Origin of the sequence: Ditibartonella apis (assembly GCF_001952075.1) — a bacterium.
GTDB classification, from domain to species: domain Bacteria; phylum Pseudomonadota; class Alphaproteobacteria; order Rhizobiales; family Rhizobiaceae; genus Bartonella; species Bartonella apis.
The window spans coordinates 24896-38857 of the sequence record NZ_LXYU01000001.1; the positions used below are offsets into that span (position 1 = coordinate 24896).

10 protein-coding genes and 1 tRNA gene are annotated in these 13962 nt (G+C 45.0%); 7 read left to right on the top strand and 4 right to left on the bottom strand.

What is annotated here, in order from left to right; genetic code table 11:
• Window positions 1-200: 200 nt before the first annotated feature.
• Window positions 201-803 carry a glutathione transferase GstA gene (gene gstA, locus PEB0122_RS00125; protein WP_075915176.1) on the bottom strand — a complete coding sequence of 201 codons (603 nt, stop codon included), beginning with the start codon at window positions 801-803 and terminating at the stop codon, window positions 201-203.
• 266 nt (window positions 804-1069) lie between these two features.
• Between gstA and dusB the strand changes: the two genes are divergently transcribed.
• The 4 genes from dusB to PEB0122_RS00145 all read left to right on the top strand — a co-directional run bounded on the left by dusB (window position 1070) and on the right by PEB0122_RS00145 (window position 4806).
• Complete coding sequence (gene dusB, locus PEB0122_RS00130; protein ID WP_075915177.1) at window positions 1070-2056, top strand: tRNA dihydrouridine synthase DusB; 987 nt, start codon at window positions 1070-1072, stop codon at window positions 2054-2056.
• A 2-nt stretch (window positions 2057-2058) separates the two neighbouring features.
• Complete coding sequence (locus PEB0122_RS00135; protein ID WP_075870905.1) at window positions 2059-3189, top strand: two-component system sensor histidine kinase NtrB; 1131 nt, start codon at window positions 2059-2061, stop codon at window positions 3187-3189.
• On the top strand, window positions 3186-4643 hold the full coding sequence (gene ntrC, locus PEB0122_RS00140) for a nitrogen regulation protein NR(I) (RefSeq protein ID WP_075870904.1): 1458 nt from the start codon (window positions 3186-3188) through the stop codon (window positions 4641-4643). The genes PEB0122_RS00135 and ntrC overlap by 4 nt, the downstream gene beginning before the upstream one ends.
• Window positions 4644-4716: 73 nt before the next feature.
• Window positions 4717-4806: transfer RNA gene (locus PEB0122_RS00145), tRNA-Ser, on the top strand.
• A gap of 418 nt (window positions 4807-5224) precedes the next feature.
• Here PEB0122_RS00145 and pyc read toward each other — a convergent pair.
• Together pyc and PEB0122_RS00155 are read right to left on the bottom strand one after the other, a co-directional pair.
• Window positions 5225-8683 carry a pyruvate carboxylase gene (gene pyc / locus PEB0122_RS00150; RefSeq protein ID WP_075915178.1) on the bottom strand — a complete coding sequence of 1153 codons (3459 nt, stop codon included), beginning with the start codon at window positions 8681-8683 and terminating at the stop codon, window positions 5225-5227.
• A 111-nt stretch (window positions 8684-8794) separates the two neighbouring features.
• Entirely contained in the window at window positions 8795-9676 is an 882-nt protein-coding gene (locus PEB0122_RS00155; protein ID WP_075915179.1) for a LysR family transcriptional regulator, read from the bottom strand.
• Between the two features lie 94 nt (window positions 9677-9770).
• On the opposite strand from PEB0122_RS00155, the gene PEB0122_RS00160 reads away from it, so the two are divergent.
• On the top strand, window positions 9771-11267 hold the full coding sequence (locus PEB0122_RS00160) for a CoA-acylating methylmalonate-semialdehyde dehydrogenase (RefSeq protein ID WP_075915180.1): 1497 nt from the start codon (window positions 9771-9773) through the stop codon (window positions 11265-11267).
• A 93-nt stretch (window positions 11268-11360) separates the two neighbouring features.
• Here PEB0122_RS00160 and PEB0122_RS00165 read toward each other — a convergent pair whose 3' ends face one another.
• Window positions 11361-11765, bottom strand: a complete 405-nt coding sequence (locus tag PEB0122_RS00165) for a c-type cytochrome (RefSeq protein WP_075915181.1) — start codon at window positions 11763-11765, stop codon at window positions 11361-11363.
• Between the two features lie 350 nt (window positions 11766-12115).
• Between PEB0122_RS00165 and PEB0122_RS00170 the strand changes: the two genes are divergently transcribed.
• Both PEB0122_RS00170 and PEB0122_RS00175 read left to right on the top strand, forming a co-directional pair.
• Window positions 12116-12460, top strand: a complete 345-nt coding sequence (locus PEB0122_RS00170; protein WP_075915182.1) for an antibiotic biosynthesis monooxygenase family protein — start codon at window positions 12116-12118, stop codon at window positions 12458-12460.
• A gap of 455 nt (window positions 12461-12915) precedes the next feature.
• Window positions 12916-13695: an OB-fold protein gene (locus PEB0122_RS00175; protein WP_158025414.1), complete on the top strand. Its 780-nt coding sequence runs from the start codon at window positions 12916-12918 to the stop codon at window positions 13693-13695.
• Window positions 13696-13962: the final 267 nt, after the last annotated feature.

Genomic DNA, 13962 nt, shown 5'->3' on the forward strand with positions numbered 1-13962 from the left:
CGTTGATCAATCACGTATGTTCACGGTCGCATTAAATATTTTTAACCGAATAACAATTGGAAACAGCAAGTTTAACAAATGAAAAGCCTGCCGAGACGTTCAGTCAGAAGCAGGCTTTTCTTCCCTTGAAAACTGTTAAAATAACTAGGTGGAATTTAAATTCTCTTTCGCAGTTATTTTCCGTGCATCTTAAGCAGGTTTCAGGCTGCCTTTTCGTCTGCGAAAGCTTTTTTGACGCTATCGCGATTATTAATCTTTTCCATATAGGACGACAAGGCCGGCATATCGAGAAGATCAATCCCGACAAATTTGCACCATGTCAGAATTGTAAACAGATAGGCATCGGCAACAGTGAAATGATCACCTGCAATAAACTCGGAATTTTCAAGCTGTTTTTCAGCATAGGTCAATCGTTCGATAAGCTTTGCTTTGGCAGCTTTTTTCTCTTCCTCGGAACCGGGATGGAAAAGCGGTCCAAAACCTTTGTGAAGCTCGGTTGCAATATAATTCAGCCATTCCTGTACTTTCGCCCGCTCATAAGTACCCGGTTTTTCAGCCAAATTCTTTTCAGGCTTTAGATCGGCAAGATATTGAACAATAGCAGTACCTTCAGTAATAACGCGGCCGTCATCAAGTTCCAGTGCTGGAACATAGCCTTTTTGGGTGACAGTCAGATAATCTTTGCCACTTGCCGTTTTCTTTTTGGCCAAATCAACCTTTTCAAGTTTGATCGGAATTCCGGCTTCCAGCGCTACGATATGTGGAGAGAGTGAACAAGCACCAGGGGCAAAATATAATTTCATAATCTCTATCCCTTCAAAGTTTCGGAGTTATTACGAAACAAAATTGATACAGCTTTTTGATTTTTTCAATAGGCTGTTGCTATCTTACAATGTGCAATTCGTTTGCGCATCTCAATTTATGTTTAACTCCCGCTTTTTAATGAGATTATTTTTCATCAATAAATATCGATCCGGAGAGCAAAATCTCTTCATAGCATTGCCTTTTATTGATAAAATGGTAAAAGATTAGGCGTTTTTAAAATTGCACAACAAAAAGGCATGAGTGATTGACCTTTCTTTCCACACCTCTCGAAGTTGGCAATATCGAGTTTAGAAACCGCGTCTTTCTTGCTCCTATGTCCGGTGTGAGCGATTTACCTTTCCGTCAAAGAAGTTGGCGTGCCGGTGCCGGTATGGTGGTTTCGGAAATGGTGGCAAGCGCGGAATTATGTTCCGGCGCGGTTGAAAGCCAAATGCGCATAAATGGCAAGGGTCTTCCACAGCACGTTGTGCAACTAGCCGGTCGCGAGCCGGAATGGATGGCAAGAGCAACCGAAATTGTTCAGGATAACCATGCCGATATGATTGATATCAATATGGGGTGCCCGGCCAAAAAGGTTATCGGCGGATATTCCGGTGCTGCCCTTATGCGCGACCTGAAACTTGCTATGTCCTTGATCGAAGCGGTTCTCAAAGTAGCAAGAATTCCCGTTTCGCTTAAAATGCGGCTCGGTTGGGATGAAACAACAATCAACGCGCCGGAACTGGCAAAAATGGCTGAAGAAGCCGGTATTTCCATGATTACCGTGCATGGCCGCACCAGAATGCAATTTTATAACGGTCAAGCCGATTGGGATGCTTTGAAAAAAGTTCGCGATGTCATTTCAATTCCGATGGTAGCAAATGGCGACATTGGCAATCTTAAGCAAGCGGAAGAATGCCTGCGTCGTTCCGGCGCCGATGCGGTTATGATCGGGCGGGCATGCTATGGTGCACCGTGGTTGGCAGGAGAGATCGCAGGCCATCCCTTCTGCCAGAATATCGGAAATTATATTTGCGATCATTATCGGGCGATGCTTGATTATTATGGCGAAAATACCGGCGTGCGTCACGCCCGTAAACATCTCGATTGGTATTTGAATAAACACGCCAAGGGCTTCTATAGCAGTGAAGAGCGGCAGCAACTCATGACCTCACGCAAACCGGAACACGTTCTGACATTGTTGAATTCGATATTTTCGAGAAATTTGGGTAATCCGGAAAAGGCAGCCTGACGATGCAACAAAAAGCAAAAAATTGCGAACAAAATCTTGCAAGACTGGTGCTTGATGCCGTGCGACATCCGGTTATTCTTGTCGACAAAGATAATAGTATCGCCTATGCCAATGCCGATGCCGAGCAATTCTTCAAGGCGAGCTCTTCTGTATTGGCACGAAACAAGCTTGAAACATTCTTACCCTTTGGCAGTCCTCTCATCTCGCTTATCAATCAGGTCAGAGAAAAACCGAAACCGGTTAATGAATATCATGTCGATTTGTCATCGCCAAAACTCGGTTATGACAAACTTGTCGATATCTTTGTCCAACCATTACCTGAAATACCGGGAAGTGTCGTTGTATTGTTTCAGGAAAAATCCATGGCCGAAAAGCTCGATAGGCAAATGACCCATAGAGGGGCTGCCCGTTCTGTAACCGGCCTTGCTTCAATGCTTGCCCATGAAATAAAAAACCCGCTTTCGGGGATACGAGGGGCTGCCCAGTTACTTGAAAGTGTTGTCAGTGATGATGACCGGCAGCTCACACGTCTGATTACCGATGAGACAGATCGTATCGTTGCTTTGGTCGATCGTATGGAAGTGTTCTCCGATGAACGGCCAATCGAACGTTTTCCGGTTAATATTCACACAGTGCTTGATCACGTAAAAAGGCTGGCGCAAAGCGGTTTTGCAAAAAAGATCAAATTTGTCGAAAAATATGATCCGTCACTGCCTCCGGTCTATGCCAATCGTGATCAGCTTATCCAGATTTTCCTCAATCTCGTTAAAAATGCGACTGAAGCGCTGGGCAGTGTAAAAAATCCGACAATTACGCTTACCTCGTCCTATCGACCGGGCATCAAACTTTCCGTTCAAGGACGGCATGATAAAGTCACGTTGCCTATGGAATTTTGTGTAGAGGATAATGGACCAGGTGTACCCAAAGACATTCAGGAAAACCTTTTTGACCCGTTTATCACCAGTAAACCGAATGGATCCGGTCTCGGCCTTGCTCTTGTTGCAAAACTTGTGAACGACCATGGTGGCGTCGTCGAATGCGATTCACAACCGGGCCGGACGATATTCCGCGTTCTCTTGCCTATGTGGCGGCCGGAAGAGACAGAAAGAAAGTCAAGCGGAGAAAGCCAATGACTAAAGGGATGATACTTGTCGCTGATGACGATGCGGCAATCCGCACTGTTCTCAATCAGGCTCTTTCGCGAGCCGGTTACGATGTGCGGGTTGCGCCGACTGCTGCAATGCTATGGCGTTGGATTGCCAATGGCGATGGAGATCTTGTCATTACCGATGTCGTGATGCCGGATGAAAATGCGTTCGATCTTTTGCCACGCATTAAAAAGGCGCGGCCGGAAATTCCTGTTATTGTCATGAGTGCGCAAAACACTTTTATGACCGCAATCAAAGCTTCGGAAGCCGGAGCCTACGATTATCTACCTAAACCGTTCGATCTATCGGAGCTGATTAATATCGTAGGACGGGCTATGGTTGAACCCCGCCCCGAGAGCGAAAAACAAAAATCCGACGAAACAAACGACACGATGCCGCTTGTCGGGCGTTCACCTGCAATGCAGGAAATTTATCGTATTCTTGCCCGCATGATGCAGACTGACCTTACCGTTATGATTACCGGCGAGTCAGGAACAGGAAAAGAGCTTGTCGCACGTGCACTTCACGAATACGGCAGAAGACGCAAAGGGCCGTTTGTTGCAATCAATATGGCAGCAATCCCCAAGGATCTCATTGAATCAGAATTATTCGGTCATGAAAAAGGCGCTTTTACCGGTGCCAACACACGTTCAAGCGGGCGTTTTGAACAAGCCAACGGTGGCACATTGTTTCTTGACGAAATTGGCGATATGCCCATGGAAGCGCAAACTCGCCTCTTACGTGTCCTGCAACAGGGCGAATATATGACCGTTGGCGGGCGAACACCGATCAAGACCGATGTCAGAATTGTTGCTGCAACCAATAAGGATTTGCATCAACTTATCAATCAGGGGCAATTCCGCGAAGATCTGTTTTATAGACTTAATGTTGTACCCTTGCGCATTCCTGCTTTGCGTGAAAGAGCCGACGATATTCCCGATCTCGTGCGTCATTTCTTCAAAATGGCAACCGATGACGGATTGCCTTTGAAACATATCAGCAATGAAGGGCTTGATTTGTTACGTCGCTATACCTGGCCCGGCAATGTCAGGGAATTGGAAAATCTTGTGCGTAGACTTGCCGCACTTTATCCGCAGGAAGAAATCGCGGTCGATGTTATCGAGACCGAATTGAAAAATGAAACCGGTCATCAAGGGGCTGACAATCCGGTTTCTGTTAATGACAATATAACTATCGGCGAAGCGGTCGAGATGAATATGCAAAAATATTTTGCTTCTTTCGGCAATGAACTGCCCCCCGCCGGACTTTATCACCGCGTATTGGAAGAGGTCGAGTATCCACTTATTCTCGCGTGCCTCACAGCGACAAAGGGAAACCAGATCAAGGCAGCAGAGCTTTTAGGCCTTAATCGCAATACATTGCGCAAAAAAGTGCGAGATCTGAAAGTGAACATTTATAAAGGAACGAAGGCAAATTAAATTTGGCTCAAAAAAATTTAAATAAGTGATTGACCTTTAGCGAGAACCTTGTAAAGACTTGCGCATCCTTTTTGGAGGGGTGGCCGAGCGGTTTAAGGCACCGGTCTTGAAAACCGGCGTGCAGGCGACTGTACCGTGGGTTCGAATCCCACCCCCTCCGCCATTACAATCAAAAAATATATTAAAACAGTAATATTGTATATTTTTGTATTTTCTTATGCCTTAACTCATTCCCCAATAATTCTTGAAGGGTATAGCAGCATAATGAACGGTAAAGAATATTTTGGAAACAAAACTGCATAGGACTGTATAAAACAGCCTTTAACAATAGCGAAGGGGATGCCGCTTCCGCTATATTCCATTTAAAAATACGAAGAAGAGCTCTTTATATAAAATCTGCCGGAATTGAGTTGCAGACTGATCAATATCACACACCGATCGAACTTTATTGTTTTGTGCGTTCCAAACAAAACCGGAAAGCCTAGCCTGCTTTATCCGCCTTGTAACGGGTTCCAGCGCAAGCAAACAAGAATAATAATGCCGCGCTGGAACGAGTGTGGTTGGAAAATCACAGTTGGTATTTATTCTAAAACGACTAGCAGATCCTTGGCATCAATCTGGTCGCCTTGTTTGACGAGAACCTCTTTTACCGTAGCATTTTTATCGGCATGAAGGATTGTTTCCATTTTCATGGCCTCTATCGACACCAAAACATCGCCTGTCTTCACTTTGTCACCAATATGGACTGCAACAGAAGAAATCATGCCTGGCATCGGCGAACCGATCTGGAACGCGTTTCCGGCTTCTGCCTTCTGACGAATATTATTGGATGAACCATGAGCACGATAATGCACATGGATACGGCGTGGTTGTCCGTTCAACTCGAAGAATAATGTAACCATGCCTTTTTCATCGGATTCGCTACGCCCGAGATAATGGATGATTAACGATTTGCCCTTTTCGATTTCAACCAGTATTTCATTTTCCAAAGACAGGCCATAAAAATAAACCGGCGTCGGAAGCGAGCTTACCGGGCCGTATAGATTTTTGGCCACCACATAATCCGTAAAGACTTTTGGATACATCAAAAAAGACGCAAATTCTGCATCGTCAATGTCACGTCCTGCTTTTTCGGTTGCGATTTTTCTTTCTTGTTCAAGATTTGCAGCTTTAAGCAAAGAACCTGGCCGAACTGTAAAAGGTTTTATGTCTTTGAGTATCTTTTTCTGTAAAGCAACCGGCCACCCGCCTTCCGGTTGTCCCAGATCACCTTTCATCATCGAGACAACCGAATCCGGAAACGCGATATCCTTGTCCGGATTTTCGACATCTGCAACCGACAGATTTTGGCTGACCATCATCAAAGCCATATCGCCGACAACTTTGGAAGACGGGGTCACTTTGACAATATCGCCGAACATCCGGTTGACATCGGCATAGGCCTGCGCCACTTCATGCCAACGGCTTTCCAATCCCAGTGAACGTGCCTGCTCTTTGAGGTTGGTAAACTGCCCGCCCGGCATTTCATGCAAATATACTTCAGAAGCAGGGCCTTTCAAATCACTCTCAAAAGCCGCATATTGTTGACGTACCGCTTCCCAATAAAACGAAATGCGGCGTATCCATTTGCTATCCAATCCGGTATCACGGTCGGTTCCTTTCAATGCTTCGACGATTGAACCGAGACTGGGCTGAGACGTATTTCCGGAAAACGCATCCATCGCGGCATCAACAATATCGACACCGCTTTCCACCGCAGCCAGTACAGATGCCGCTGCAATACCGGATGTGTCGTGGGTATGAAAGTGGATTGGCAGTTCGGTGGATTCACGCAATGCTTTGAACAAAATACGTGCCGCACGTGGTTTCATTAAGCCTGCCATATCTTTAATGGCTATGATGTGGGCGCCTGCATTTTCCACTTCATGCGCAAGTTTCAAATAATACTTCAAATCATATTTCGCGCGGGCACTATCCAGAATATCGCCTGTATAACAAATGGCGGCCTCGCAAAGTTTGCCTTCTTCAAGCACGCCATCCATCGACACGCGCATGTTTTCCACCCAATTGAGACTGTCAAAAACACGAAAAATATCAATGCCGTTTTTGGCAGCCTGGCGGATGAAATATTTGACGACATTATCAGGATAGCTCTTATAACCAACGCCATTGGCACCCCGTAACAGCATCTGTGTCAAAATATTGGGAATGGATTCACGTATTTTTTGCAAACGTTCCCACGGGTCTTCAGTCAGAAAGCGCATTGCAACATCGAAAGTGGCTCCACCCCAGCATTCAACCGAGAAGAGATCGGGAAGCGCTTTTGCATATGTTCCAGCAATCGTGACAATATCATGGGTACGCATACGCGTTGCCAATAACGACTGATGCCCGTCCCGCATTGTCGTATCGGTAACAAATACACGATCCTGCTTGCGTATCCATTCGGCAAATTTCTTTGCCCCCAGCTCGTCTAGCCGGTTCTTTGTGCCGCTCCTGATATTCTGGTTATCGATGACAGGTACGACAGGACGTGCCAAATGGTCGGACGGCTTTGAACGCCCTTTTACTTCAGGATGACCATTCACCGTGACATCGGCAATATAGGTCAGCAGCTTTGTTGCTCTATCCTGACGTTTTACAAAATTAAACAATTCCGGCGTGGTATCAATAAATCGGGTGGTATAGTCGTTGGCAGCAAATTTCGGGTGGCTGATGATTGCTTCCAAAAAGGTCAGATTGGTAGCAACACCCCGAATCCGGAATTCCCGAAGTGCTCTATGCATACGGGCAATAACTTCATCTGTCGTAGGAGCCCATGCCGTAACCTTTTCAAGCAACGGGTCATAAAAGCGGGTAATCACCGCGCCTGAATAGGCAGTGCCACCATCAAGACGGATTCCGAAACCTGTTGCACCGCGATAGGCGGTAATCCGACCATAATCGGGAATAAAATTCTGTTCTGGATCTTCGGTGGTAATGCGGCACTGGAGCGCATGACCACGTATGTGGATGTCTTCCTGCTTCGGAATACCCGATTGTGGCGTGGCGATAGCAGCGCCTTCCGCAATACGGATTTGCGCTTTGACCACGTCAATACCGGTTATTTCTTCCGTGACCGTATGTTCAACCTGAATACGGGGATTAACTTCGATAAAGTAGAACTTGCCGCTGTCGACATCCATCAAGAATTCGACAGTACCGGCACCGATATATTTTGTCGCATGTGCAATCTTCAAACCATAGGAAGCAAGCTCCCTGCGTTCATCGTTATTCAAATAGGGCGCGGGCGCGCGTTCGACTACTTTCTGGTTACGGCGTTGAATGGAGCAATCCCGCTCGAACAAGTGCACGGCATTGCCATAAGTATCTCCAAGAATTTGCACCTCGACATGACGGGCATGTTCAACCAATTTTTCAAGGTAAACTTCATCCTTGCCGAAAGCCGCCTTAGCCTCGCGTTTTGCTTCCAAAACTTCTTTCGCCAAATCGTCAGCCTTGCGAATGGTTCGCATGCCGCGACCTCCCCCGCCCCAGGACGCTTTCAGCATTAAAGGATAGCCTATTTTTTCGGCAAGTCTCTTTATTTCGTCGAGATCACCCGGTAACGGATCGGTAGCAGGAACAACCGGAACTCCGATTTCGACAGCAAGATTGCGTGCTGCAACCTTGTTTCCCAGACGGTGCATCGTCTCACTTGTCGGGCCAATAAAAATAATTTCGTTTGCGGCACATGCATCGGCAAATTCGGGACTTTCCGACAAAAGCCCGTAGCCCGGATGGATTGCATCGGCTCCCGACAATTTGGCGACGCGGATGATTTCATCAATTGATAGATAGCTTTCGATCGGTCCCATCTCGTGGTCGAGACGGGCTCCCCTGCCAATCAAATAACTTTCATCCGCTTTGAAGCGATGCAGTGCAAGCTTGTCCTGTTCGGCAAAAACAGCAACCGTCTTGATATTCAGCTCATTGGCTGCGCGAAAAACGCGGATTGCGATTTCTGAACGATTGGCAACCAGAAGTTTACGAATTCCCATCTCTATATGTTCCCTTTTATTATTATTTTATATTGAGCCGGTAAATAGATCACATTCAATACTGTTTTTTGCACATCAACTGTGGAAGAAACTCCCCAGATGAAATTCTAATTACTCGAAAAGAGAACGGTTTTTTTGCACAATAACGGCGATCATTGATGCAACCTCGCTGACCCGACGGATATTGCGTGCTGACTCGTGGTAAGATAGCCAATAGGCACGCTGTATTTTATAGTCTGGCAATATGGGTATCAAATCGCTAAAATTTTGCGCTATATAGGAGTGCAACACCGCAATACCGGCGCCACTTCTGGCTGCTTCCAATTGCCCCAGCGTGCTTGATATCTGGAAATTAGATGTAAAATCACGACTGATTTCTTCATTATAGGCAAGTGCCTGGGAAGCCACCAAATCTTCAACATAGCTTATGAGATGGTGCGCCTTAAGTTCTTCAATGCGCTCCGGAAGACCATATTCCTTGATATAATGGCGATGGGCATATAGACCCAACCGATAATCGACAAGTTTGCGGGCAATAAGCCGCCCGTGTCTTGGTCTTTCAACTGTTATAGCGATGTCGGCCTCACGTTGCGATAAAGAAAAGGACCGTGGCATAGGAACCAATTGCAAGACAAGATCGGGATAATGCAATAAAATATCATTTAATCGGGGAGCAAGAAAAGACACGCCGAAACCATCCGGCGCTGCGATCCTTACATGACCGGCAAGATTGATATTCTTGCCGCCAAGCTGTTCTTGCGCAAGTAACAATTCGGCTTCTATCTTTTCGGCACGCACCAGCAATTCTTCGCCGGAAGCCGTCAGGTCACAACCGGTGGTACGTCTTACTACCAATTGTGTTTTAAGTTCATCTTCCAATGCCGTGAGCCTGCGGGCAACTGTTGTATGATTAACAGACAAAAGTTTTGCTGCGGAAAGAAGTTGCCCTTTCCGTGCGACCGCCAAAAATATTTTTAGATCATCCCAGTTCATAATACATAATTTTGCACAACAGATAAGAATTATCCACCATTGTATTTGGATAATAACACTTAACAATGGAGTCATAACTTCATTGGAGGAAGTAATGCAAGAATATGGTCATTTTATAAATGGTAAATCTGTCAGAGGTAAAAGCAGGCGTCAGTCCGACGTTTTTCTGCCGATGGATGGTTCGGTTCAAGCCAAAGTCGATTTAGCAACGAAAGCCGAAATCGACGAAGCGGTGAAGATTGCGGCAGAGGCACAACCTGCCTGGGCGGCTATCAACCCGCAACGCCGATCGCGTGTGTTGCGCAAGTTTTTAACACTTATCGAGGAGGAAATGAAACCGCTTTCGGAACTTCTCGCAAAAGAGCACGGCAAAACAGTTTCGGATGCGGCCGGAGATATACAGCGCGGTCTGGAAGTTGTGGAATTGAGCCTCGGTGTGCCTCATTTGACAAAAGGCGAGTTTACTGAAGGTGCTGGCCCCGGCATTGACACTTATTCCATCCGTCAACCTTTGGGCGTCGTCGCCGGTATTACCCCTTTCAATTTTCCGGCAATGATTCCGCTTTGGATGGCAGGACCGGCAATTGCTTGCGGCAACGCTTTCATTCTCAAACCGTCCGAACGCGATCCGGGTGTACCGCTCAGATTGGCAGAATTATTTATCGAAGCGGGGGGCCCTGCCGGAATCTTCAATGTTGTTAACGGGGATAAAGACGCCGTTAATGCAATTCTGGATAATCCCGATATTAAAGCCGTGAGTTTTGTAGGCTCGACGCCTATAGCCCGATTTATTTATGAACGGGCAGCCGCAAATGGCAAACGGGTGCAAGCTCTGGGCGGCGCCAAAAACCACATGTTGATTATGCCGGACGCCGACCTCGATCAAGTTGTAGATGCATTGATTGGCGCCGGTTATGGATCTGCCGGAGAACGTTGCATGGCGATTTCCGTCGCAGTACCCATCGGAGAAGATACAGCCAACCGGCTGATGGAAAAGCTTATTCCCCGTGTCAAAGCCTTGAAGGTTAGCACTTCGCTTGATCCTTCGGCCGATTATGGTCCGGTTGTAACGAAAGAAGCCCAACAGCGTATCCTCAATTATGTCAATATCGGGGTCAAAGAAGGAGCGAAACTGGTCGTCGACGGACGCAACTTCAAACTTTCCGGCTATGAAAACGGCTTTTATGTCGGCCCCTGCCTATTTGATAATGTCACGAATGAAATGCAAATCTATAAAGAAGAAATCTTCGGGCCGGTTCTTAGCGTTATTCGTGCCAAAAATTATGAAGAAGCTCTCGCTTTGCCAACCACACATTTATTCGGCAATGGCGTGACTATTTTCACGCGCGACGGTGATGCAGCACGGGATTTTGTCAGCCGCGTAGAAGTTGGCATGGTCGGTGTTAATGTGCCGATACCGACACCGGTTGCCTATTATACTTTTGGTGGCTGGAAAGCTTCGATTTTTGGCGATTTGAACCAACATGGACCGGATGCGTTCCGATTTTTCACACGCACCAAGACGGTTACGTCGCGTTGGCCTTCGGGTATTCGTAGCGGCGCCGAATTCTCGATGCCGACCATGAAATAAAGTTAAACAATCCGGGGTATGATGAGTAATACCCCGGTTTTAAGTTTTGCCGATATTTAAAGAGCCTTAGCTCTAAGCTCACCGTGCCGATTATCATTCCCTTAAAGTTTTTCTTGCTTTCAACGTTTCACGCATTTTGGCAACTTCATCAGGTGAAACCGCAGGTGCGGCATTGCCCCATTCATTATGGATATAGGTCAACACATCGGCAGCCTGTCGGTTTATAAGTTTCCAGGCAAAAACCCGCATTGACGCGCCCGTCGGATTAAACCGTGTGATCGCTCCTTGGAAACCGATAAGCAGAACATGTGTCAAGCTTTCACTACTTCCACCTTTAATCCCGTTATCGCCTTTTAAAACCGGAATCATATTGGCTAATCCTGTTCCGTTGGATACATGACAGGCAGTGCAATTGTAGTTAAAGATGCGTTTGCCATTGACCATTTGCGGGTTATCGGCCGATAAAGCTTGCAGTTTGACTGCTCTATGATCCGGCAAAATCGCTAGAGATAGGATATTAGCTGTATTAAAAAAGAACGAAAAAAATATATATTTGTTTTGTCCATTTTAAACTCATTTTTATAATTTACTTTTTATGTGCGTGTTAGAAATTTCTATATAATAACCAATAAATTATTATTTTTATTTTTTAACTTTTGATATTGAAATTTTGAAACAGCTTTTGATCTGAAATACTCTGTGCAAGCTTTCAAACGCTATTTTTTCTTTGCTATTTGACAATGACAAAATCTCAAAAGAATTCGTTTGATAAAATTAAAGTCGCTATTATAAAACAAGAATTCCGTTAATCTCGTCGAATTGAAATTCTGTTCGGAGCCCCGATTGCAATGACCAATGCTTTTTCAAAAACACCCCCTCCTCCTTATTACATTGTAGCTTTTTCTTCTCAAAGGACCGAGGGAGATAATGGCTATGGAGAAATGTCCATAGCCATGGAAAAGTTGGCGTTACAACAACCGGGTTGTCTTGGTGCAGAAAGTGTTCGTGGTGCCGACGGTTTTGGCATTACCAATTCGTTCTGGAAAGACGAAGCGAGTATGAAGGCCTGGAAAGCAAATGTTGACCATCAACTTGCCCAAAAACTTGGACGGGAGGTATTTTATTCCCATTACATTATCCGCATTGCAAAAGTCGAACGTGACTACAGCTTTGAAAAAACGCAGATAGCATAAATTTGGACAATCCTTCGGGAATTTATCTTGATGGAGAATTTTGTTCCATCTTTATATGACACATTTTTCTTGAGTTCTATTGATAGAATGGTCAAAAAATCATGAAACTGGAGCCAACAGAAATTTGGTGTGAAGCCTCGGGATAAATGAAACGGGCTCATTTGAATTTTACCGAGAACGAGATTTGGCACCCCCCATATCGGAAACACTTAAGTTTAAGTTACAAGCCCCAATTACACCTGCACAAGTGAAAATACTTATTTTTTGATCAAAGTTCAGCAATTCATGATAAAAGATGGGAAAATATTGTTAAATATAATAACTATCCTTATACACTGAACGTTAAATCAGATTATAGTTCGAGTTTGAGACTGTAACAATTCGATATGTTTCCTTGGAAAAATTTGATCAACAAGGCTTGGATATCCATCACATATCGGAAAAAGGAGAGAGTAATGCTCAAGCGCGTATTAGCGGTAGTTACTATATTGACCATAATTCTTTCTTCTGCTTCGGCAAAAATGAATGTCAAAGAAAAAGAATTCCGTATAATCAATACCTTCCTTGCATTGCAAATTTATATGTCGCAAATCAAGGATGCAGACCATCTGATGACATTTGAAAATCTGAAAGTATTTCAATTGCCGTCATATAATGCCGACAAAATAGAAAAAGATTTCAAAGCTAATAGAATTACTGCTCAAAAAAAATATAGCACGCCGTTTTCTGTCGATGGAGTCATTACAAGCTTGAAGCAAACGACAGAGGGCTATGAAATCGGCTTACGTTCAAGCAAATCAAACGCGACGCAGGTTATCGGCGTTTTGGGAAGAGAATATAACGGCTTTAATCAGCCTCTTAAAACCGGTAAATATTTTTCATTGACTTGTAGAGAAGCCACATTCGACGGAACGGTTTATGCCAAAAGATGCGCACCCGAGGTTGGTTCGCTTATCATCGAAGAAAATCAGGCAGCCCCGATAACCAAAGCCTTTCTTTCCGGAAAAGATATCTCTTCCTATATTGCCAGCAATAGAGGCGAGGCCGTAACAACACGGCTTTTTATGCTGAAATATATTGCACAATATGCACCGGATAATTCGCCATGTTTTTCTTGGGAAACATCAGAAAAATGCAACTTTTCCGATTTTCTTCCCTTTAAAGGCAATATTCGTGAAACAAAAGATTTCCAGCAAGCATACGAAAAAGGTAAGGATTTTTATCGTCTCCCCTGATTCATTGGCAACCTGATTCCTTTGACTAACTGGCTTTAATAGTCATTTGCGCTTTACTCTGCGAAGTTACTTAACATTTATTATGAAGATAATCTGACCTCCTCGGTCAGGTGTGCAAGTTCGGGTGGGCCGCGTAATATGGTGTCATTGTCGCGGAATAACCACCAATCTATCACCTCGGCGCTGTTACAAGACGGTACCTCACTATCTTTCTCAAAACTTCGAGAGAACCTCTAAAACTGTGACAATAAATCAGTGAATTTAAAC